This window comes from Trinickia symbiotica, assembly GCF_002934455.1.
GTDB lineage: Bacteria > Pseudomonadota > Gammaproteobacteria > Burkholderiales > Burkholderiaceae > Trinickia > Trinickia symbiotica.
On sequence record NZ_PTIR01000003.1, the window covers coordinates 30,758 to 52,697 of the forward strand.

General features: G+C 63.0%; 17 protein-coding genes and 1 pseudogene. 6 read left to right on the plus strand and 12 right to left on the minus strand.

Annotated elements, in window-relative coordinates; genetic code table 11:
• The first annotated feature begins 150 nt into the window (after positions 1-150).
• Together B0G57_RS06315 and B0G57_RS06320 are read left to right on the plus strand one after the other, a co-directional pair.
• The gene (locus B0G57_RS06315) at positions 151-2,550 is read left to right on the plus strand and encodes a glucose/quinate/shikimate family membrane-bound PQQ-dependent dehydrogenase (protein WP_102606838.1); all 2,400 of its coding nucleotides are present in this window, start codon (positions 151-153) and stop codon (positions 2,548-2,550) included.
• A gap of 167 nt (positions 2,551-2,717) precedes the next feature.
• Entirely contained in the window at positions 2,718-3,407 is a 690-nt protein-coding gene (locus B0G57_RS06320; RefSeq protein WP_223258621.1) for a response regulator, read from the plus strand.
• A 166-nt stretch (positions 3,408-3,573) separates the two neighbouring features.
• On the opposite strand, the gene B0G57_RS32100 is transcribed toward B0G57_RS06320, so the two are convergent.
• The 3 genes from B0G57_RS32100 to B0G57_RS06335 form a co-directional block, all read right to left on the minus strand.
• Positions 3,574-3,705: a hypothetical protein gene (locus B0G57_RS32100; RefSeq protein ID WP_262984465.1), complete on the minus strand. Its 132-nt coding sequence runs from the start codon at positions 3,703-3,705 to the stop codon at positions 3,574-3,576.
• Positions 3,706-3,829: 124 nt separating this feature from the next.
• Complete coding sequence (locus tag B0G57_RS06330; RefSeq protein ID WP_102606839.1) at positions 3,830-5,212, minus strand: LLM class flavin-dependent oxidoreductase; 1,383 nt, start codon at positions 5,210-5,212, stop codon at positions 3,830-3,832.
• Positions 5,213-5,222: 10 nt separating this feature from the next.
• Positions 5,223-6,461: an SfnB family sulfur acquisition oxidoreductase gene (locus tag B0G57_RS06335; RefSeq protein ID WP_102606840.1), complete on the minus strand. Its 1,239-nt coding sequence runs from the start codon at positions 6,459-6,461 to the stop codon at positions 5,223-5,225.
• A gap of 260 nt (positions 6,462-6,721) precedes the next feature.
• On the opposite strand from B0G57_RS06335, the gene B0G57_RS06340 reads away from it, so the two are divergent.
• The 4 genes and pseudogenes from B0G57_RS06340 (at position 6,722) to B0G57_RS06355 (ending at position 11,241) form a co-directional block, all read left to right on the plus strand.
• Positions 6,722-7,759, plus strand: coding sequence for a sugar ABC transporter substrate-binding protein (locus tag B0G57_RS06340; protein ID WP_223258622.1), 1,038 nt, complete (start codon positions 6,722-6,724; stop codon positions 7,757-7,759).
• Positions 7,756-9,300 carry a sugar ABC transporter ATP-binding protein gene (locus tag B0G57_RS06345; RefSeq protein WP_102606841.1) on the plus strand — a complete coding sequence of 515 codons (1,545 nt, stop codon included), beginning with the start codon at positions 7,756-7,758 and terminating at the stop codon, positions 9,298-9,300. The genes B0G57_RS06340 and B0G57_RS06345 overlap by 4 nt, the downstream gene beginning before the upstream one ends.
• Positions 9,288-10,253: pseudogene (locus B0G57_RS06350) on the plus strand (ABC transporter permease); the annotation flags it as partial. The gene B0G57_RS06345 and the pseudogene B0G57_RS06350, both read left to right, overlap by 13 nt.
• Positions 10,246-11,241: an ABC transporter permease gene (locus tag B0G57_RS06355; RefSeq protein WP_102606843.1), complete on the plus strand. Its 996-nt coding sequence runs from the start codon at positions 10,246-10,248 to the stop codon at positions 11,239-11,241. The pseudogene B0G57_RS06350 and the gene B0G57_RS06355, both read left to right, overlap by 8 nt.
• 32 nt (positions 11,242-11,273) lie before the next feature.
• On the opposite strand, the gene B0G57_RS06360 is transcribed toward B0G57_RS06355, so the two are convergent.
• From B0G57_RS06360 to B0G57_RS06400, 9 genes are all read right to left on the minus strand, one after another.
• Positions 11,274-12,989, minus strand: a complete 1,716-nt coding sequence (locus tag B0G57_RS06360; RefSeq protein WP_223258623.1) for an ATP-binding protein — start codon at positions 12,987-12,989, stop codon at positions 11,274-11,276.
• Between the two features lie 16 nt (positions 12,990-13,005).
• A complete protein-coding gene (locus tag B0G57_RS06365; protein ID WP_102606845.1) occupies positions 13,006-14,523 on the minus strand; it encodes an ATPase domain-containing protein in 1,518 nt (505 codons plus the stop codon).
• Between the two features lie 268 nt (positions 14,524-14,791).
• Positions 14,792-15,961 carry a porin gene (locus B0G57_RS06370; protein ID WP_102606846.1) on the minus strand — a complete coding sequence of 390 codons (1,170 nt, stop codon included), beginning with the start codon at positions 15,959-15,961 and terminating at the stop codon, positions 14,792-14,794.
• A 145-nt stretch (positions 15,962-16,106) separates the two neighbouring features.
• Positions 16,107-17,192, minus strand: a complete 1,086-nt coding sequence (locus tag B0G57_RS06375) for an ABC transporter ATP-binding protein (protein WP_104489566.1) — start codon at positions 17,190-17,192, stop codon at positions 16,107-16,109.
• 15 nt (positions 17,193-17,207) lie between these two features.
• Positions 17,208-18,002: an ABC transporter permease gene (locus B0G57_RS06380; RefSeq protein WP_102606848.1), complete on the minus strand. Its 795-nt coding sequence runs from the start codon at positions 18,000-18,002 to the stop codon at positions 17,208-17,210.
• Between the two features lie 66 nt (positions 18,003-18,068).
• Positions 18,069-18,950, minus strand: a complete 882-nt coding sequence (locus tag B0G57_RS06385) for an ABC transporter permease (protein WP_102606849.1) — start codon at positions 18,948-18,950, stop codon at positions 18,069-18,071.
• Positions 18,951-19,004: 54 nt separating this feature from the next.
• Positions 19,005-20,036, minus strand: a complete 1,032-nt coding sequence (locus B0G57_RS06390) for an ABC transporter substrate-binding protein (RefSeq protein WP_102606850.1) — start codon at positions 20,034-20,036, stop codon at positions 19,005-19,007.
• Between the two features lie 64 nt (positions 20,037-20,100).
• Positions 20,101-20,415, minus strand: coding sequence for an NIPSNAP family protein (locus tag B0G57_RS06395; protein ID WP_102606851.1), 315 nt, complete (start codon positions 20,413-20,415; stop codon positions 20,101-20,103).
• A gap of 14 nt (positions 20,416-20,429) precedes the next feature.
• The gene (locus B0G57_RS06400) at positions 20,430-21,902 is read right to left on the minus strand and encodes an aldehyde dehydrogenase (RefSeq protein ID WP_104489567.1); all 1,473 of its coding nucleotides are present in this window, start codon (positions 21,900-21,902) and stop codon (positions 20,430-20,432) included.
• Between the last annotated feature and the right edge of the window lie 38 nt (positions 21,903-21,940).

The window sequence follows — 21,940 nt, forward strand, 5'->3', positions numbered from 1 at the left end:
CCGGCAGACGCTCTGACACGCCGGCCAGCACTTCCGGCAGCGCTTTATCGAGCGCGGCACATAGGATGCTGGAAGCCAGGCACCGATTGGCATCCGTCTGCCCGTGATGACGGCGCTCCATACCCCGCCCAACGTATCGGAGGTCCATGCATGAACACGCCTTCCTCGCCACGACGCTTCGCAACGTGGCTGACTGTCCTGTTTGCCGGGATATCTGGTCTCTACCTCGTTGTGGGCGGTATCTGGCTGATCGCGGTCGGCGGGTCGCCTTACTACCTGATCGCCGGCATCGTCATGCTCGTGGTCGCGGCTCTCGTGTACCTTCGTCACGGATTGGCGTTGGGGCTTTATGCGCTGCTGCTCATCGGTACGTTGATCTGGGGGATCGCGGAAATCGGATTCGACTTCTGGGCGCTCGTGCCACGCATCGATGTCCTCGTGATTTTCGGCATCTGGTTATTGCTGCCGTTCGTCTATCGCTTTTCCACGACTCCATCCGCGCGCCCTGGCGCGATTGCATTAGCGATCTGCCTCGTGCTGACCGGCGCCGCACTCGCGTACGCATCGTTCAACGATCCGCAGGTAATCAACGGCACAATCACGGCGAGTGCGACAGGCTCGGGCGGCGGACAAGCTCCGGCGCATCCTGACGACTGGCGGGCCTACGGCCGCACACAGGCCGGCACGCGCTATTCCCCGCTCGCGCAAATCAATCAGCAAAACGTAAAAGACCTGCAACCCGCGTGGACGTTCGAAACCGGCGACAAAAAGGGGCCCCACGACCCCGTCGAAATCACGGACGAAGTCACACCGCTCAAGGTCGGCGACATGCTTTATCTCTGCTCGCCTCACCAGATACTTTTTGCGCTCGACGCGGCAACGGGCAAGGAAAAATGGAAGTTCAATCCCGGTCTCAAGCCCGACCCGAGCTTTCAGCACGTGACGTGCCGGGGCGTGTCCTATCACGAAACGACCGCGGCAGCGTCAGCCGCGAACGGCAAGGACCAAGCCACCTCGGCTCCGTGCGCGCGCCGCGTCATCCTGCCCGTCAACGATGGTCATCTCTTCGAGCTCGACGCCGAAACCGGTCAGCGTTGCGCCGGCTTCGCCGATAACGGCGACCTCGATCTTCAGCATCTGCAGCCCGTCACGACGCCAGGGCAGTTCGAGCCGACCTCTCCCCCCATCGTGACGAATAAGATCATCGTCGTCGCCGGTTCGGTGACGGACAACTATTCGACGCGCGAGCCGTCGGGCGTCATACGCGGCTTCGATGTCGACACCGGCAAGCTCGTCTGGGCGTTCGATCCGGGCTCCGATACGCCCAACGCGATCCCCGACGATCAGCACACCTTCGTGCACAATTCGCCGAACGCATGGGCACCCGCCGCTTACGACCCGAAACTCGATCTTGTCTACCTGCCGATGGGCGTCACGACGCCCGACATCTGGGGGGGCGATCGCACGCCCGAAGACGAACGCTATGCGAGCGGGCTGCTGGCCCTCAACGCATCGACGGGCAAGCTCGCCTGGTTCTATCAGACCGTCCATCACGACCTGTGGGACATGGATCTGCCTGCTCAGCCGACACTCGCCGACATCACCGACAGCAACGGCAAAGTGACTCCGGTCGTCTATGCGCCCACCAAGACTGGCAATATCTTCGTCCTCGATCGTCGCACCGGCGCGCTGGTCGTGCCCGCTCCAGAGCGGCCGGTTCCACAAGGCGCGGCGAAAGGCGATCATGTTTCGCCGACGCAGCCGTACTCCGAGCTGACGTTTCGCCCCACCAAGAATCTGACGGGAGCCGACATGTGGGGCGCGACTATGTACGATCAGCTCGCATGCCGCGTCATTTTTCACCGCCTGCGCTATCAGGGTCCGTTCACGCCGCCGTCGGAACAGGGCACGCTCGTCTTCCCCGGCAATCTCGGCATGTTCGAGTGGGGCGGACTCGCCGTCGATACGGATCGGCAGATCGCGATTGCCAATCCCATCGCGCTGCCATTCGTTTCGCGCTTGATCCCGCGCGGCCCTGGCAACCCGATCGAACCTCCCGCAGCCGGGCAAAGCGGTACCGGCACTGAGGTCGGCATTCAGCCGCAGTACGGCACGCCTTTCGGCGTGACGCTCAATCCTTTCATGTCCCCGATCAATCTGCCGTGTAAAGAACCGGCATGGGGTTACGTCGCGGCGATTGACCTGAAGACGAACAAAATCGTATGGAAAAAGAGGATCGGAACAGTACGCGATACCGCGCCCGTGCCGCTGCCGTTTAAGATGGGAATGCCGATGCTCGGCGGTCCCGTCACGACCGCGGGGCATGTCTTCTTCATCGGCGCCACGGCGGACAACTACATCCGTGCATACAGCACCGATACGGGAGAGGAACTCTGGCGCGCGCGGCTTCCCGCGGGAGGCCAGGCCACGCCGATGACCTACGAGGTCAACGGCCGGCAGTTCGTCGTCATCGCGGCGGGCGGCCATGGCTCGTTCGGTACGAAGCTCGGCGATTATGTGGTTGCTTATGCGCTGCCCGCTCACCAATGAACGATTGGGCATAGCAGATTCGGATTTGCGCCAGCATTTGCGCGACCAGGCACGCGCGATGTTTCAGTAGTGATACAAGCGCAACACTCTCGTTTTCGTCGGTTTTGGGGCGCGACCGCCTGATATCGCAGCGGCCGGTCGCCGCCGAGCCGGCGAGGGAAACCGTAATGATACGCAATCGCCGCGAATCATCTGATCTGACGGTGGCCGACAAGCATATCGAACGATGCCTCGAATTGATACGGGCCCAGGAAGGCCGCGTACAGCGTGCGAAGAACCGCAGCATTGATGACGGCACATCTGAACGACTATTGACGCTCCTTCGGGAGACCGCCGACGTGATGGCGTTTCATCGCGCGGTGATGCAGCGGGAAACCGCCGATGGTAGCGGCTGGACGGGGCGGCCTGAAGCTGAGGCGTTCGATGCTGGAACGTCGCAGCCGCGTCCGCTCCTTTCGACGCAATCCCCTAAACCGGTCATCGTGTTACTCGTCGACGACGACCCGAACGTGCTTGGCGCGCTCGAAGCGATCGTCGCGGAGGGCGGATACAAGGTTCTTACCGCGGAGAATGGCAAGGATGCCCTCGAAAAAGCGCGGGGCCAGCCTCCTGACGTAGTCGTGTCAGACGTGATGATGCCGGTCATGGATGGGCCGGCGCTCGTCGACGCAATGGCAGCCGATGGCCGACTGTCCGACGTCCCCGTCGTCCTCAACTCCGCGCAGGCGGCTCCGCCGCCGGTGCACGTCGATGCTTTCCTGAAAAAGCCGTACGCGCCGGGGCAGTTGCTCGATCTGATACGGCATCTCGTCGAGGAACGTCTGCGCCGCGTCGCCGGAGCGATGGGCAGGCGATGAGACGACGAACGGCATACCGGACATTCGCTTACAAATGTCACTTTTTCGAGGGGGCTTCGGCCAACGATGGCGGTTATATTCAACCTCAGAGAACCAACACGAAGAGGAGGTCGCCATCATGAGTGCCTTGATGAGCGCGCGGAAATCGACATCGATACGGACGTGGTCAATCGTTGTAGTCGCCACTATGTTGCTCACCGTCGCGTGCGGCACTGGAGCCGCCGCGTTCGCCGGGCTGCTGCCTTCGTCGAAAGGCGTCGCCATGGCTGTCACCGCCATACCGTTGATCGATGTTCAATTCGAGACCTCCGCGAGGGCGGACCATCATCGCGCAGTCAACCTCGAAGGTCGCGCACTGCTTCACGCTTGATTTCACCGGGATGGGCGTTCGCGCATGTCATGTCAAGTGTCGCGCCGTGAAGTCAAAGCGCTGGCTCGGCCCGTCTCGCTCGGTAGCCCGCGCCAGGATGCGGCTCCGATAACCGCGCGCCGCGTCGGTGCAGCTTCTCACGCAACGTGCCCGGCGCATAGTCAGTCTTGTAGATGCCGCGCCGCTGCAGTTCCGGCACGACGAGCTCGACAAAGTCGCGGAACGTCTCGTGCGTCAGCGCATAAGCCAGGTTGAAGCCATCCACGTCGGTTTCCTCGACCCACGACTGCAGCTCGTCCGCCACCTGCACCGGATCGCCTACGGTGAGCGGCCCCAGGCCGCCTATGCCGCCCCACTTCGCGATCTCTCGCACGGTCCAGACACGTGTCGGGTCCGCGCTCGACAACGCTTCGACGGCCGACTGTACCGCGTTGCTCTCGACGTATTGGAGCGGTTCGTCGAGGTCGTACTTCGAGAGGTCGATGCCGGTCCAGCCGGACATCAGCGCGAGCGCACCCTCGTCGCTCGCATAGCGCCGATAGTCGGCATGCTTCGCGTGCGCCTCGGCCTCGGTTGCACCCGTGATCACGGTGTGCAGGTTGAAGATCAACACGTCGTGCGGGTCGCGGCCGAAGCGCTTCACACGCGCGCGGATGTCGGCGACGAACGCCTTCAGGATGACGCGCGATGGCGCAGCAATGAAGATGCATTCGGCGTGCTGCGCAGCGAAATCCTTGCCGCGCTTCGATGCACCCGCCTGGTAGAGCACCGGCGTGCGTTGCGGCGACGGCTCGCTGAGATGAATGCCGGGCACGTCGAAATAGCGGCCGCGATGACCGATCGGATGCACTTTCGACGGCTCGGTGAACACGTGCCGCGCCGCATCGCGCACGACCGCGTCGTCTTCCCACGATGCTTCCCACAGCTTATAGCAGACCTCGAGGTATTCGTCGGCGAGCGCATATCGTTCGTCGTGGTTCGCCTGTGCGGGCAGGCCGACGTTGCGCGCGGCGCTGTCGAGATACGACGTCACGATGTTCCACCCGATCCGGCCGTTGGTCAGGTGATCGAGCGTCGACATTCGGCGCGCGAACGGATAGGGATGCTCGTACGATAGCGAACACGTCACGCCAAAGCCGAGATGCTCGGTGACGTGCGCCATCGCCGAGACGAGCAGGATGGGATCGTTGACGGGCACCTGTGCGGCCTGGCGGATCGCCGCTTCACCGCTGCCCTGATAGACGTCGTAGATGCCGAGTACATCGGCAATGAATAGCCCGTCGAACTTGCCGCGCTCGAGCAGCTTGGCGAGATCGGTCCAATAGCCGAGCTCGCGGTAGCGCCATGAGCTATCGCGCGGATGGGCCCACAAGCCGGGCGACTGGTGCCCGACGCAGTTCATGTCGAACGCGTTGAGGCGGATCTGTCTCGTCATGACGCGCGCCTCAGTTCCAGGGATGGCGCGCGGGTTTCACGCCGTTCAGGTAGTAGTTGCCGACGAGGTGGTATTTCCAGCGCACGGGATCGTGCAGCGTATGCGTGCGTGCGTTGCGCCAGTGGCGGTCGAGATTGTGCTCGGAAAGCGTCGCCTGGGTGCCGGCAAGCTCGAACAGTTTCTCGCCCGCGAGGAGCGCGATTTCGGTGGTCAGCACTTTCGCCTCGCCAACCGCGACCGACGCCCGCGCGACGTCGTCCTCGCTCGTCTCGGGCTTGGCCGTAATCTCGTCGAGCACGCGTGCGGCGCGCTCGAGCAGCGCATCGGCCGCGTGCAATTGGATATGCAGGCGACCGATCTCTCGGACGATGAGCGGATCGTCGGCAGCGCGCTCGACGTTGCTGTCGATCCACGGACGCGTGCGCTCACGTACGAAACGCAGTGTGTCCGCGAGCGCCGCGTGCGCAATGCCCGCATCGATCGCCGCCTGGATGATCTGTGAGATCGGGCCGTTCAGCGTCGGCAGATCCGATACGCGATGAGCGGGAAACACGTGTGACGCGGGCACGCGCACATTCTCGAGCACCACGGTGCCGCTTGCGGTCGTGCGCTGACCAAAGCCCGACCAGTCGTCGATCACCGACAGACCTGGCGTGCCCTTTGGGATATAGGCAAGCCAGCCCTTGCTGGCTTCGTCGAGGCCGAGTACCGGGACGTAGTGCGCGAACAGCGCTCCCGTCGAATAGAATTTGGTCCCTTCGACCAAGTAGCCGTCGCCATCGCGCGTCACGCGTGTCTTGAGGTCGAGGACATGCTTCGTTCCCTTCTCCGAGAAGCCGTTGCCGAAGCGCTTACCCGCGAGCACCTCCGCGAAAAAAAATCGCTTCTGTTCGGGTGTCCCTGTCAGCGCGATCACGTCGACGAGACCGAAGTGATTCTGCGGCAGTTGTCCGAGCGATGGATCCGCCGCGGCAACGATCTTTACGACCTCGGTCAATGTGACGAACGATACGCCAGCGCCTCCATAGGCTTTCGGCACGGTGATGGCCCAGAGACCGGTCTGCGAGAACCACTCAACCTCATCGCGCGGCAACCGCCGCTCGCGATCGCGCAGCCCGGCTTCTTCGGCGAGGCGCTTCGCAAGCTCGTGCGCGATGGCGACCGCCTCTTCGTCGCTTGCAATGATGCGCGTGGCGTTCGCCGCCGGCGCATCGTCATGCGGGGAAACGAGTTCGTCGATTACTGTCATGCAAAACTCCGCCTCGGTGATTGTGTGCACAAACTATCAGCGACCTTTGGCGAGGCCAAACGAGGCTTCGGAAGATCTTTATTCATTCGGGCAACGAATCGATTTCAGCGCCGCGGTAATTTGCTAATTGCGTCGCAAGCAATATCGATAGCGAAAATCCATTGTTTCGGTCGGCGGGCATTGTTGAGTAAAGTCACAGCGGAATGACCCTTCTTTCACAACCACAGCGTCTTTACTTTCACCACATCATGGTCCACCGAATGCTCGCCTCGGTCCCGCGCATGCGCGGACACATTTTTTCGCCGCTCGTCGCAGTCGCAGCGCTGGCAATCGCACTAGCCGGTTTTGCTACGGCCGGTCACGCGCAAGGTCCAGACGACGCGAACGGCAGCGACAGTAATATCCCCTCGCTCAAAGGTAAGCGAATCGGCATTACCGCCGCCGGCACGGACCATTACTGGGACCTCAAGGCATATCAAGGCGCGATAGATGAAGTGAAGCGACTCGGGGGCACACCGATCGCGCTCGACGCGGGCCGCAACGACAACCGCCAGATCGCGCAGATCCAGACGCTGATCGCTCAGAAGCCGGATGCGATCGTCGAGCAGCTCGGCACGGCATCGGTGCTCGAACCGTGGTTGCAGAAAATCCGTCAGGCAGGCATCCCGCTCTTCACGATCGATACCGCGTCACCGTCCAGCATCAACGACACGACATCCGACAACTTCTTCATCGGCGAGCAACTGGCTCTCAAGCTCGTCAACGATATCCACGGCGAAGGCAACATCCTCGTCTTCAACGGCTTTTATGGCGTGCCTGTCTGCGCGATCCGTTACGATCAGTTGAAAGCCGTGCTCAAGTACTACCCGAAGGTCCATATCATCGAGCCCGAGTTGCGCGACGTGATACCGAATACGGTCCAAAGCGCCTATGCACAGGTGAGTCAGCTTCTCGCCAAGTATCCGAAGGGACAGGTCGCCGCGATATGGGCGGCGTGGGACGTGCCGCAGGTAGGCGCCACGCAGGCGGTCGACGCCGCGCATCGCAGCGAAATCAAGACCTATGCCGTGGACGGCAGCCCCGACGTCGTGACGCTCGTCAAAGACCCGAAATCGAGCGCGGCCGCCGTCGTCGCGCAGCAACCCGCGCTGATCGGCAAGACCGCCGTCGACAACATCGCGCGCTATCTCGCCGGCAACCGCGGTCTGCCGCCGTACACCTACGTGCCGTCGATTCTCGTCACGAAGGACAACGCGGCATCGCTGCAGCAAACGCTCGGTCAGATCGCGTCGCAATGAGCGCGGTCGCCACCCCCGCAGCGCTCGCGCTCTCCGGCATCGTCAAGCATTTCGACGGTGTGCCGGCACTGCGCGGAGCGTCGCTCGAGATAGCACCGGGCACGGTCCATGGTCTCGTCGGCCAAAACGGCGCGGGCAAGTCGACGCTGATCAAGATCCTCGCGGGCATCCACGCAGCCGATGCGGGCACGGTCAAGGTGCATGGCGTGCCTCAGCCCGGTGGCGTTGCCCCGGCCGAGATTGCGTTCATCCATCAAGAACGCCTGCTGTCACCGACATCCACAGTGGCCGAAGCCCTCGCGCTCGGCAACGAACCGGCGCTCGGACCGCGTATCGCGGGGCCTCTGCGGTTGATCGACGCCCGCCGCCTGAAGCAGCAGGCGCGCGATGCGCTGCGCGAGCACTTCGGGATCGAACTTCCGCCGAACCGGCTGATCGGTGAACTCAGCGTGGCCGAACAACAGATCGTGCAGATCACGCGTGCGCTTTCGCGCGCGCCGCGGATCCTCGTGTTCGACGAGCCGACGGCCGCGCTCGTCGCACGCGAAGTGGATCGCCTGCTCGCCACGATCGACACGCTGCGCGCTCGGGGTATGACGGTCGTCTATGTGTCGCACTACCTGAACGAGATCGCGCAGATTTGCGACAAGGTGAGCGTGTTGCGCGACGGTCTCGATGTTGCGCACCTCGATGCGCGCGCGACACCGATCGAGGCACTCGTCGAGGCGATGATCGGTGCGCCCGTCGTCACGCACACGCGGAGCTCGACGCGCACACCCGGCGACCTGGCGCTCACCGTGCGCGATCTCGCCGCGCCGGGCCGTTTTGAAAACGTCTCGTTCGACGTGCGGCGCGGCGAAGTAGTCGGCATCACCGGCTTGCTCGGCTCCGGCGGCAAGGGCGTGCTGCGCGCGCTATTCGGCCTGGAGCGCGGCGTCGCGGGCGCGATCGGCGTCGCCGGCCGGCCGGTGCGACTGCGCCGGCCGCTCGATGCCGTGCGCAACGGCATTGCATTCGTGCCGGAGGACCGGCGCACGCATGGCGTCGCGACGGCGCTCTCGGTGCGCGAGAATACGTCGCTCGCAAGCCTGCGGCGCGTGAGCCGCTTCGGCCTGCTGGCGCGGCGGCGCGAGACAGATCTCGTGAAGCGGCTCGTCGCGGCGCTCCGGATCCGCACACCGGGCGCCGAAACAACGGTGCGGCATCTATCGGGCGGCAATCAGCAGAAGGTCGCGCTCGCGAAGTGGCTGAGCCGTTCGTCGTCGATCTATCTGCTCGACGAGCCGACGGTTGGCGTCGACGTCGGCGCCAAAGGAGAAATCTATCGGCTGCTCGACGAGTTGGTGCAAAACGGCGCTTGCGTACTCCTGTTCTCGAGCGATCTCATCGAGCTGCTCGGCGTCACGGATCGCGTGCTGGTGATGAAGCGCGGGCGCATCGTGCGCGAGCTCGTGTCGCGCGAGACGAACACGCAAACGGTGCTCGCCTGGGCGGCCGGTGCCCGTGAGGCTGTCGCGGAACGCGAAAGGGAGGTGGCGTAATGCTGCGCAGCGGTGCCGTCCTCGCGTTCGCCTTGGTGTTGGCCGTGTTCGCTGTGACTTCGCCACTCTTCCTGACCATTGCCAACCTCGCGAACGTACTGCAGCAGTCGATCGTGGTCGGCCTGCTCGGCTTCGGCCTGACTATCGTGCTGATCGCGGGCGGCCCGGATCCGATCCGCGGCGGGCTCGATCTCTCGGTTGCCGCGAACCTTGGTTTCTGCGCAGCCGTCTATGCCGTGACGCAGCGCAGTGGGTGCGGCCCTGCCCTGTCGGCCGTATTCACGCTCGCAGCGGGCGCAGCGGTGGGCGCGCTCAACGCGATTGCGGTCATCGTGCTGCGCATCGTGCCGCTGCTCGCGACGCTGACGACGATGAATATCGCGGCCGGCTTGGAACTCGTGCTCACACAAAACACTTCAATATCGGCGAGTGGGACGCTGACGAACTGGCTACTCGACGATGGCTCTTTCGGCGTCCCGCACCTCGCGTATGCGCTGTTGCTTGCCGCGACTCTCTTTACCTTGCTCGTGCACTACACGCCGTTCGGCCTGCGGCTCGCGGCGGTGGGCGCGCATCGCGATGCCGCGCAAGCGGCCGGCTTGCGCACGCGGCGCTATCTGGCCGCGAGCTACCTGCTGAGCGGCATCGCGGCAGCGCTGGCCGCGCTTGCGTCGACTGCGCTGCTGAGCGGCAGCGCCCCCGGCGCCGGCGACAATCTGCTCGCGGTAGTCGCGGCGGCACTGCTCGGCATCGTATTTTCGCGGCGGCTCGTGCCGACGATCCCGGGCACACTGTGCGCGGTGCTGTTCGTGGGCGCGATCGTCAACGGCTTTCAGCTCGACAACGTGTCGAGCTATTACGTCAACGGCGTCGAGGGCGCGCTGATCCTTTTTGTGGTCGCGACGACCGCGATCGTGCGACGCAGGCGTGCCGGGAGCAACGTCTATGACTGACTCTGACAAACGCCACTTCACCCGACGACTCATCGCGCGCCTTTCGCAGCTGCGACGCTTCGGGCTCGTCGCCGCGCTGCTCGCCGTCATCGCATTCTTCGCGGCATTTGCGCCGGGTTTCGCGCGGCCCGGCAACGTCGCGGACGTGCTCCTCAACAATTTTGCACTGCTGACGATTGCCGCACTCGGCATGACGCTCGCCGTATCGCTCGGCGCGGTGGATCTGTCGCTGGGCACGTCGATCGATGTCGCGAGCCTCGTGTTCGTGCTGCTATGCGCGCATCAAACGAACGTGGCGCTCGCGGCGCTCGGCGGCCTCGCCGCCGCATTCGTCACGGGCGCACTGAACGCGGTGCTGGTTGCGCGCATCGGCATCGCGCCGTTTCTCGCGACCCTCGGCACGCTTTTCATCGGGCAGACCGTTCAGCAGCTCGCGACCGACGGCGGCCAGCCGGTCTATCTGCTCAACGTGGCAGTGCCGCCGCTTTTCGGCGCGCTCGCTCACGGAGAAATCGCGCATATCCCCGTGCCGTTATGGATCGTTGGGGGGCTCGCGCTCGCCCTGCACGTCGTCCTCTCGCATTCGGTTTTCGGCCGCCAGATTGCGGCGCTCGGTGCTCAACCGGGCGTTGCTCGCTACTCGGGCCTCCCCGTGCCGGCGATCGTCAGCGTAACGTTCATCGCCAGTGCGCTGCTTTATGGTGTGGTGGGGCTGCTGCTCTCGTCGACGGTGAAAGCCTATGTGCCGCAGGCGGGCAACGGCTACCTCATGAATGCGATTGGCGCGACTTTCATCGGCACGACACTGTCGGCGTCGGGCCGGGCAAATGTCGCAGGCACGCTGCTCGGTGTGCTGCTCTTGAGCCTGGTCGCGAACGGGCTGCTTTTAATCGGCTGGAACTTCTACTGGCAGCAAGTTGCGACGGGCGTCGTCATTTTTCTCGTGCTCGGAATCAGTTTCGCGCGGCGCGAGGCGCGACATGCGTAAGAGTCGGCGCGGCAAGCCCGCGCGACGTCGACTCAACGGTAACCGCTACCGCTCGGCGACTGTTGGCGCTCGTCAACGGCGCTGGATCGAGCACCGCCAAGTGCTTTCGCTATTTCCGCGACAAGTTGCTTCTGTTGATACGGTTTTCTTAGTCGTGGAATATCCATGCTCATCGCCTGCGGCAAATCGGCGTATCCAGTGGCGATGAGGATCGGGAGGCCTGGCCTCAGTTCTCGCGCGGCGCGCGCCAACTGCGCACCGGTCATTTTGGGCATCGCATAGTCGGTTATCAGGAGATCCACGTTGCGCCCTTGCTCGAGCACACTGAGCGCATCGGCGCCCGAATTGACTTCGATGACTTCATGCCCCATGTCCTCGAGAAGATAGGCGGTGCTCGTCGAGATCAGGGCATCGTCGTCGACAAGCAGGATCGTGGCTCGCGCGGCAACTGCCGGTTCGATTACCGGTGATTCCGGTTCCGCGGTCGCCGGCACCGAAAGCGCTTGCGAAGTCACGGGCAGCCATAACTCAGCCTGCGTGCCGCGGCCAGCCGCGCTACTGAGCCGCAACGCGCCGTTCAATTGCAGAGCCAACCCATGAATCATGGAGAGCCCAAGGCCCGTTCCCTTGCCGACTTCCTTGGTCGTAAAAAAAGGCTCCGTCGCGCGCGAGAGCGTCTTCGGATCCATTCCGTGTCCTGTATCGCTAACGGTGAGGCGCACATAGTCGCCAGCCTCGAGGTCCGCGCATTTTGACGAGTGAACCGCGTCGACGGCTATCGAGACCGCTCCGCCATCGGGCATGGCGTCACGCGCATTAACCACGAGATTGAGCACCGCGAGCTCGATCTGGTTGGCATCCACGAGCGTAAGCGGCAGATCTTCAGGCAACGCGAACTTCAGTTCGATGCTCGCCCCCACGGAGCGCTCCAGCAGATCGATCATTCCGCGAACGAGATGGGACAGGTGAGTCGGTTCAATCCTGAGGTCTTGCTGTCGCGTGAATGCAAGTAGACGCTGAGTCAACGATGCGCCGCGCTGGGCGCCCCGAAGCGCGCCATCGATCAGTCGCACGATCCTTTCGTTGGACGCTTGCTTGCGCAACAGCTCGAGGTTGCCCATGACCGCCATCAGCAGGTTGTTGAAGTCATGTGCTACGCCGCCCGTCAGCTGCCCGATCATTTCCATTTTTTGAACCTGGCGCAGCGCCTCTTCCGTGCGCTCGCGTTGCCGCATCTCCTCGAGCACCGCTTCATGCGCGCGCTCGAGCTGAGCCGTCCGCTCGGCCACCTTTGCCTCGAGCGTCTCGTTGAGGCGCCGCAGTCGCGCCTCGCTTTCGTGCAACTCCTCCATGCGGGAACGGGCTTCATATTGGCGGTAACGGCCCCGTCGCGCGTTTTGTACCACGCTCACGAACGTCATCGGGTGAAACGGGCGTTCCAAAAAGATGACGTTACGGAGCGCTTCCGATAGGCTTTGCGCGTCGGCGATGCGATCGGAAAGGCCTCCGCGCTGCGTAAGCACGATGAATGGAAGATCCGACCAGGGCGGCTGTCTCGCCACCCAGGCCGTCGCCGCGCCCAGATCCGCATCGCACAGCGCTTCCTGGGTCAGGACAGCGCATCCGATGTCATCGCCCAGCAGCGCTGAAAGGTGCGTGAGATCGCTGCATATGATGGACTCGGTCTCCGACTGCCGCAGCAGCGCAGCCGCGATCGCGGCGTCTCGCCCGTGTGGCGCCAGGATCAAAGCTCTTCCATCAATTTCAGTCGGCGTTGTCATTGCCGGCGACGACAGATTTGAGCAGTGGTCCGGTCGTTCCGACAAAGGTCGGCACGCCGTGCAGTACCCCCTGGAAGCCGTCGAGGGGTGCCCCCACCGTCAGCCCCGCCTGGCCGATACGGAACTCACGGATCGTTTCTTCGTGGCGCCCCATGCGCTTCTTGATGACTGACACGGCACGCCGGACTCGGCCGAGCGCCTCGAAGTAACGCAGAAGAATGACGGTGTCCGCAAGGTAGGTGACTTCCACGGGAGCCCGCATGTCGCCGACCAAACCATGCTGAGCGACCGTCAGAAACGTCGTCGCGCCTTGCCGATTCAAATACTGCAGCAACTCGTGGATGTGAAGCACGAGCGCGTTTTCCTGCGGCATGGCCGCCTGGTAACCGTTGAGACTGTCGATCACCACCGTTTTCAGCTGCACGTCGTCCACGACGGCGCGGACCCGCTGGGCAAACTCGCCGGGAGACAACTCGGCCGCATCGATCTGCTCGAGGTAAAGATTGCCCGCCTCGGACGCGGCGTCGAATTCGAACCCCATTTTTTGTGTGCGATCGAGCAGCAAGCCGAGTTCTTCGTCGAAGACGAACAATGCCGCTTTCTCTCCACGCTTGAGCGCCGCGGATGCGAACTGCAGCGCAAAGGTGGATTTGCCCGCTCCGGCCGGCCCGAGGATCAACGTGCTGGAGCCCTGTTCGACGCCGCCGCCGAGTAGCGAATCGAGCTCCGCGACGCCACTGCTTACATCAGCGCGCGCAAGCCGCCTGCGGTGCTCCGCGGCGACGAGACGCGGAAATACCGAAACGCCCCCCGCTCGAATCGCGAAATCGTGATATCCGCCGCGAAAAGCCCGGCCGCGATATTTCGAGACCTTGAGCCGGCGCCGCTGCGCCCCGTAGTCGGGTGAAAGCTCCTCCAATTTGATCACGCCATGAGCGATGCTATGAACCGTTTTATCGGCTGCCTCCGAGCTCAGGTCGTCAATCAGGAGGACCGTTGCACCGTACCGGGAAAAATAGTGCTTCAAGGCCAGGACTTGCCGACGGTAGCGAAGGGAGCTCTGGGCAAGCAGGCGGATCTCCGACAGGCTGTCGAGGACAACCCGCTTCGGCCGGGCGCGTTCGAACGCGCCGAGAATGAGCTCGGTGGTCTCCCCCAGTTCGAGGTCGGACGAATACAGCAGAGTCTGGTGTTGATCGGCATCGAGCAGACTCTCGGGAGGGACGACTTCGAACACCACGATGTTGTCGTCGAGAACCCATCCGTGCGAGGCCGCGCCGTTGCGCAACTCCTTTTCCGTCTCGGACAACGTGATGTAGAGGCCCGGCTCGCCCGCCTGCGCACCGGTGATGAGGAATCGAAGCGCGATCGTCGTTTTTCCCGTCCCGGGAGTGCCCTCCAGCAGAAAGAGGTTTCCTTCCGTGAGTCCTCCCATCAACACATCGTCGAGCCCGGGCACACCGGTTCGCGCAGTCCGCGTGCTTGCCGCGTCAGTACTCATCGATCACTCCCAGCTGTTTTAAGGGTCCTGGGGGAAAGACAATTTTTGGCATTGTGGCAAAAACGTCCGCTAACGAAGTCTGGCAGGGTGAAGCGTTCGTGATGGAGCAATTTTTGGACCCGCTCGCGTCGCGCGTCGTCGCCCAGCGGAAGCATTCCGGATAAATGCAACGAGGCTGGCCGGCGAGAACGCCCCGTTCCAAATGACAAAGGGCGCCGAAGCGCCCTTTCGCGGTGGGTGGCAGGCTTTTCATCGCCCTTTTTGCCGACTAGAACTTATGGAGGACGCCGACACGGAACATCAATTGTCGGTTGGTCGACGATGCGTCGGCGATGGAGAAATCGAAGATATCGGCTCGCTTAGCGTCCCCTGCCGCCTGCTGTAATGCGCCCATCGCATACAACGTGGTGCGCTTCGACAGCGAATAGCTGCTCATGAGTGAGAACTGATGGTACTTGGGCTTGCTGCCGCTGTAATCCACCTTGCCGTCGGTATAGGCGTATGCGGCGGCGACCGTCGCGCTCGGCGTGAGGCTGTACGAGCCCCACACCTCGTAGTTGCTGAACCTGACGTCGCTGGTCGTGCCGTTCGCATCCTCGAACTTCGTGTTGGTGTAGTCGACGCCCGCCGTTGCCGCGCCGAAGGCGTAGTCTGCGCCGATCCCGATGATGCGTTCATTATGCGGATTGCCAACGTAGCTGAACGGCCCGCTCGCGCCGATTGCGGCGCCGGTCGTATTCCCTATGAAATCGCCGTCAGTGAAGAGGCTCGCCGGGTTTTTCGCATAAAAATAGGCCGCCCCCGCGTTGAATCCACCGCGCGCATAAGCGGCGCCCAGGCTCCACATGCCCGTGGTGCCCGCCCCCGGCGCGGTCGAATTCGTGAACGAGTACATCCCGCCGAACGTGAAGCCCGCGATCGACGGGCTCGCGTACTTGATGGCGTTGTCGACACGGAACGAGTTGTCGGTGTTGTCGATGTCTCCGCCGCGCACGAACGGCCCGCCGAATTGGCCCACGGCCGTGACCGGCTGAACATAGTCGACGACGGAGTCATACTGCCGGCCGAGGGTCACGGTGCCGAGCCCCTGCTTGGAAAGCCCGACGTACGCCTGCCGTCCGAACTCTCTGCCGCCCTGACGCATCTGACCGTTCTCCAGGCTGAACCCCGCTTCGAGCTTGAAGATCGCGCTCAGGCCATTTCCAAGATCCTCGCTTCCCTTGAGACCCCAGCGGCTGCCGTACATGCCGTCGTAGGTTCCGTCGCGCATCCGCCAAAGCGAGTGGCCGCCGCTGTTGTTGACGTAATCGATACCCTCGTCGATGACCCCGTACAGCGCCACGGACGACTGTGCGGCGGCGATGCCGGGCAGCATGATTCCAAAAACCGCGCACACGCCGGTTAGGACTACTAATTTATTTCCACGATATGTTTTCATCCAAAGCTCCAAACTCACAATCAGTCTTTTCGTTGAACTTCCTATGGCACTACAAAAATCGGTCTTGCGAAGATCCATGCGGACATCATCGCAGTCCTCCAACGGCCAGGCGAAGGAAGCACATCACGCATTGCCTTTGCCATGCTTATGCAAAAAGGCGGACGTCGCGCGCATCCCATTCGACGAGCGCTTGCGTGCCGATCGACAACCCGCTGTCGTGGCGATGGGCGGCCGGCATACGAATCGAAATCTCCTGTTGCCAGGGCGTCGCCACGGCGTAGTGCATCGCATCGCCGAGATAGGTGATGTCGCGCACCGTCACCGGCAGCCCTTCCCTACCGTGCACGCTTTGCAACGCGCGAATGCGCATCTGCTCCGGGCGAATCATGAGCGTGCCGTCGAGCCCCGCCGCGAGCACCGGAGAAAGATGGCCGGTCGTCACCACATGGCCGCTCGGCAATACGCCGTTCGTGCCGCCCTCGCTGTCCGAAGTCACGCGGACCGGCAAGAAGTTTGAATTGCCGATGAAGCTCGCGACGAAGCGCGATGCGGGATTGGCATAGAGCTCTTCCCCGGTGCCGACCTGTTCGATTCGCCCTTTGTTGAATACCGCGATGCGATCCGACAGGCGCAGCGCTTCTTCCTGATCGTGCGTCACATAGAGAATCGTCACGCCCGTCTCATGATGGATACGGCGCAGTTCGAGCTGAATTTCCTCGCGCAGCTTTTTGTCGAGCGCGGAAAGCGGTTCGTCCATCAAGAGCACGGGGGGGTCGTAGGCCAATGCCCGTGCGATCGCGACGCGTTGCTGTTGACCGCCCGACAACTGCGCCGGCATGCGATCGCGGCAGTCGGACAAATGCACGAGCTTCAGCATCTGCTCGACCTTCGCCTTGACTTCGCCGTCGGGACGCCGACGTACGCGCAACGGAAACGCGACGTTCTCTCCGACGCTCAGGTGCGGGAATAGTGTGTAGCGCTGAAATACCATGCCGATGTTGCGCTTGTTCGGGACGACTGACAGCAACGGCTTGCCGTCGAGCAATACACGCCCTTCGCTCGGCTCCTGAAAGCCCGCGACGATGTAGAGCGTCGTACTCTTGCCCGAGCCCGACGGCCCGAGGAAAGTCATGAACTCGCCCCTGCGCACGTCCAGAGAGACTTGGTCGATGGCTACGACGTCGTCGTACGTTTTGCGCAGGCGCTGAATTTGAAGAAATGCGGCAGTCATGGCTCATCCACCTCTTTATCGGGCACGGCGCAACAACGCACCAGCCAACATCAATACCGTCGTCAAGCCGACGAGCAGCGAAGACGCCGCCGCGATGACCGGCGTCAGGTCCTGCCGCAGCGTGGTCCAGATTCGCACGGGTAAGGTCTGCAATGTCGGGCTCGCCATGAAGATCGAGATCACCACCTCGTCCCATGACGCGAGAAACGAGAAGATCGCGGCGGCGAACAGCCCGAGCTTGATGGCGGGCAAGGTCACGCGCAGCTTCACCTGAAGCGGCGACGCCCCGCAGACGAGCGCCGCGTCCTCGAGCGCCGTGTCGAAACTCACGAGGGAGTTGCTGATGGAAATGATCGAGAACGGCAATGCGATGATGAGATGACCGATCACGAAGCCCGTCATCGTGCCGTTCAAGCCGATGTGCAGCGTAAAGGCGTACAACGCAACGGCCAGCACGACGACGGGCAGCACCATCGGCGTAAGAAAGAACGCCTGCAACGCACCGCGCCCGCGAAACTTGCCGCGCACGAGTGCGAGCGATGCGAGCAAACCGATCACGACCGAAAACGCCGTGACGATCACGGCGAGCTTCGCGCTCGTCAACAGCGAGTCGATCCATCCGGTATCGGTGAAAAGCTGCCGATACCATTCCAACGTCCAGCCGGGCGGCGGAAAGATCAGCCATTGAGAATCGCCGAAGGACAATGCGACGATAAATGCGATCGGCATCAGCAAAAACACGGCGACGGCCGCGCCGACGGCCATCAGCCCCCAGCGCAGCGCGCCCAGGCGGTCGAAATCGAGTAGCATGTCAGCCTCCCGCGCCCGTGTGGGAGGCGGCAGCGAACGATAGTGAGCGTGGCGGTCGTTTCATTCCTAGTCTCCAAGACTGGCACGCGCACCACCGGTGAACCGCAGTTGCAGCGCATACAGCCCAAGCGTCACGGCGAGCAGCACGAGCGCGGCTGCGCCCGCGAGCCCCCAGTTCAACAGTTCCTGCACGAGCTGCGCGATCAGCTCGGCGAGCATCATGTATGACGGCCCGCCGAGCAGCGCCGGCGTGACGAAGTAGCCGAGCGCCATGACGAACACCATCAAAGCGCCCGACGCGACGCCCGGAAGTGCGAGCGGCACCAGCACGCGCCAGAACGCTTGCCAGCGACTCGCGCCGCAGATCGCCGCCGCCCGCAGCGTCGACGGATCGATGCTGCGCAGCGTCGCATGGAGCGGCATCACTAGAAACGGCAGCATGATGTATGTCATGCCGATCGTGACGCCGACGAGATTGTTGACGAGCGCGATCGGCTCGCTGACCACACCGAGCGCCATCAACAGCCGGTTGATAGGCCCCGTCGCTTGCAACAGCACCATCCACGCAAACGTGCGGGCCAGCAGATTGGTCCACATGGACAGCAGCAAGATAGCGAAGAGGACGGAACTTACCCTTCGCGGCGCGATCGCGAGCAACCAAGCGGTCGGAAAACCGATCGCAACGGTCACCACCGTCACCACGGTCGCCACGAGAAAAGTGTTGCCGAACACGCGCAGATACGTCGTCGAGCCCAGCAGTTGCGCGTAGTTCTGAAGCCCGGGCGTAGGTTCGAGCACGCTGCGCAACAGCAGCGAAAGCACCGGCAGCAAGAAGAAGATCGCGAGCAGCAGCAGCGCCGGCGCGAGCAGACGCAGGCGGCGCCAATCGCGTCGCCGCCGCGCGGCCGGCGCCGCCGGATGCGCAACCGAACTCAGAACGTCAGGCATGGTGACTCCCAATCCGAACTTTGCGGCGCCTGTCTGGAGACGCCGGCGACACGCTCACTTCGATTGCCATGCGTACCAGCGCTTCGCAATCTCGTCGCGGTGCTCCGCCCAGTACTTCATGTCGAGATTGATCTGCGAGGTCTTGTACTGGTCGGGCAGCGTCTTGGCGGCCGCCGCGGGCATCAGCTCGGGCGCTTTCACATTGACTGGCGCGTAGCCCGTATCCTCGGCGAACTTCGCCTGTGCTTGCGCGCTCGTCGCGGTGGCCAGATACTTCATGGCCTCGTCGCGATGTTTCGCGCCCTTCGGAATGACGAGCATGTCCGCGGCCGTCAGGTTTTCATTCCAGGAGATACCCACGGGAACGCCAGTTTGCTCGAGCGCATGCAAACGTCCATTCCAGAACATGCCGATCGGTGCCTCGCCCGATGCGAGCAGCTGCTGCGATTGGGCCCCGCCGCTCCACCAGACGATGTCGCTTTTGATCGTGTCGAGCTTTTTGAACGCACGGTCGAGATCGAGCGGATAGAGCTTGTTCGGCGGCACGCCGTCGGCGAGCAACGCGAGCTCGAGCACGCCAGGCGCGGACCACTTGTAAAGCGTGCGCTTTCCAGGAAAGCGCTTCATATCGAACAAGTCCGCCCACGTCGACGGTTGCGCGCCCGTGAACTTCGACTTGTTGTAGCCGAGCACGAACGAGTAATAGAAGCTTCCCACCGCACCCGGCGACGTAAAGCGGGGATCGAGGTCGTCCTTCTTGACGATAGAGAAGTCGATCGGCTCGATCAGCCCGGCCTTTTGCGCGGCATAAGCGAAGTCCCCTTCCACATCGACGACATCCCACGTCACGTTGCCGCTATCGACCATCGCCTTCAGCTTGCCGTAATCGGTCGGGCCGTCCATCAGCACGTGAATGCCTGTTGCCTTGGTGAATGGCTGCGCCCAATCCTTGTCCTGCGACGATTGGGTAGTGCCGCCCCAGCTCGTGAAGACGATCGGCTCGGCCGCGCGAACGCTTGCCGTTGCGAAGGCTGCCGCGCACGTGGCAATCAGCACTGCCGTGCAAAAGACGCTCTTGCTGTTCATGTCTCTTTCCTATCCTCAGTGGTAATCGATGGTCGAGCGACGATCCCGGCGAATCGCCGAATATTCATTGCAGCGGCGAGAATTGCGCCGGCTTCATGATCTTGCTTTCCATTTCCTCCATCAGTGCCTGAATCTTCGGCGCGAAATCCCGCCAGGCGGGGTCTTCGGCAAGCGCCGCGCGCCGACGTTCGCGCTCATCCAAACTCGGATAGGCCCAGATGTGGACGATCTGATTGAGCGGGCCGATCTCGGAATGGAAATAGCCGATCAATTGCCCGAGATACCGCTTCTGCAGCTCGATGCCTTCTTCTTCCACCAGCTTCAGATAGGTGGGCACTGCGCCCGTCTTGATGCGATATGTACGGATTTCGTAGAACATGCGCGTGCTCCCTCTTAACGCATCACGAACGGATCGGCGATCGGCTGGTCCGACGTGCGAATCCAGACCGACTTGGTGCGTGTGTACTCGAGTACGGCTTCGAGTCCGCCTTCGCGGCCCAGACCGCTCAGGCCGTACCCACCGAACGGCACGATCGGCGACACCGCGCGATACGTATTGACCCAGACGATGCCCGCGCGCAGTGCACGCGTCAGCCGATGCGCACGAGTCAGATCGCGCGTGAACACGCCAGACGCGAGCCCGTAGCGCGTGTCGTTCGCGAGCGCGATCGCCTCGGCCTCCGTATCGAACGTCACGACGCTCAGCACGGGACCGAACAGCTCTTCGATCACGCTGGGCACCTGCGCATGCGGACAATCGACGATGGTCGGCAAAAAATAGTGGCCCGCCGTCAATGCCTCCGGACGCGATCCCCCGACGACGACGCGGCCCCCCGCTTCCACGCTCGCCTGCAGTACTCGTTGAATGTGTTCGAGCTGGCGGAGAGTCGCGAGTGGCCCCATCTCCGTTGCGGCATCTTGCGGATCGCCGATGCGGATGGCGCGAGCGCGCGCAATCAAGCGCTCGAGGAGCGCGTCGTGGGTGCCGCGCTGCACGAGGAGGCGCGAGCCGGCCACGCAGCTCTGGCCAGTCGCCGCAAAAATGCCTGCGACGACGGCGTTGCATGCGCTATCGAGATCGGCATCGTCGAAGACGAGGACGGGCGACTTGCCGCCCAGCTCGAGCGACATCGCCGCCAGGTTGTCGGCTGAGTTGCGCACCACGTGGCGCGCGGTTTCCGGTCCCCCCGTGAACGCGATGCGCGAGACGAGCGGATGGCTCGTGAGCGTGCGTCCGCAGTCGTTACCGAAGCCGGTCACGATATTGACGACACCCTTCGGAAAGCCGGCTTCATGAACGAGCCGGGCGAATTCGAGCAGAGGCGCGGGGCCGTCTTCCGAGGCCTTCAGCACGACGGTGCAACCCGCGGCAACCGCGGGGCCGAGCTTCACGGCCGAGAGAAACAACTGCGAATTCCAAGGGACGATCGCGGCGACGACGCCGACCGGCTCGCGCCGCAGCGTGACTTCCATATCGGGCTTGTCGACGGGCAGCCATGCCCCCTGGATCTTGTCCGCCACGCCCGCGTAATAGCGGTAATACTCGGCGACATAGCCGATCTGGCTGCGCGTCTCGCGGATGATCTTGCCCGTGTCGCGCGTTTCGAGCTCGGCGAGCCGCGGCGCATGCCGTTCGATCGACTCGGCGAGCCGGTACAAGAGCTTTCCGCGTGCACTCGCGGTGAGATTGGCCCACGCGGGATCACTCAATGCGCGGTGTGCCGCGCGCACCGCACGGTCGACATCCTGCGCGCTCGCCTTCGGCATCTGCGCCCAAACGCTGCCGGATGACGGGTCGATGCTATCGAAATGCTCGTCAGCATCTTCGAACATACCATCGATGTATTGCTGAAACCGTTGAGACATTTTCAGCCGCTCCCTTCATGAAAATGGCCGAAGGCAAT

Coding starts and splice junctions, on each gene's coding strand:
- B0G57_RS06315 (WP_102606838.1), top strand. CDS start 151: ATGAACACGCCTTCCTCGCCACGACGCTTCGCAACGTGGCTGACTGTC.
- B0G57_RS06320 (WP_223258621.1), top strand. CDS start 2,718: ATGATACGCAATCGCCGCGAATCATCTGATCTGACGGTGGCCGACAAG.
- B0G57_RS06330 (WP_102606839.1), bottom strand. CDS start 5,212: ATGACGAGACAGATCCGCCTCAACGCGTTCGACATGAACTGCGTCGGG.
- B0G57_RS06335 (WP_102606840.1), bottom strand. CDS start 6,461: ATGACAGTAATCGACGAACTCGTTTCCCCGCATGACGATGCGCCGGCG.
- B0G57_RS06340 (WP_223258622.1), top strand. CDS start 6,722: ATGCTCGCCTCGGTCCCGCGCATGCGCGGACACATTTTTTCGCCGCTC.
- B0G57_RS06345 (WP_102606841.1), top strand. CDS start 7,756: ATGAGCGCGGTCGCCACCCCCGCAGCGCTCGCGCTCTCCGGCATCGTC.
- B0G57_RS06355 (WP_102606843.1), top strand. CDS start 10,246: ATGACTGACTCTGACAAACGCCACTTCACCCGACGACTCATCGCGCGC.
- B0G57_RS06365 (WP_102606845.1), bottom strand. CDS start 14,523: ATGAGTACTGACGCGGCAAGCACGCGGACTGCGCGAACCGGTGTGCCC.
- B0G57_RS06370 (WP_102606846.1), bottom strand. CDS start 15,961: ATGAAAACATATCGTGGAAATAAATTAGTAGTCCTAACCGGCGTGTGC.
- B0G57_RS06375 (WP_104489566.1), bottom strand. CDS start 17,192: ATGACTGCCGCATTTCTTCAAATTCAGCGCCTGCGCAAAACGTACGAC.
- B0G57_RS06380 (WP_102606848.1), bottom strand. CDS start 18,002: ATGCTACTCGATTTCGACCGCCTGGGCGCGCTGCGCTGGGGGCTGATG.
- B0G57_RS06385 (WP_102606849.1), bottom strand. CDS start 18,950: ATGCCTGACGTTCTGAGTTCGGTTGCGCATCCGGCGGCGCCGGCCGCG.
- B0G57_RS06390 (WP_102606850.1), bottom strand. CDS start 20,036: ATGAACAGCAAGAGCGTCTTTTGCACGGCAGTGCTGATTGCCACGTGC.
- B0G57_RS06395 (WP_102606851.1), bottom strand. CDS start 20,415: ATGTTCTACGAAATCCGTACATATCGCATCAAGACGGGCGCAGTGCCC.
- B0G57_RS06400 (WP_104489567.1), bottom strand. CDS start 21,902: ATGTCTCAACGGTTTCAGCAATACATCGATGGTATGTTCGAAGATGCT.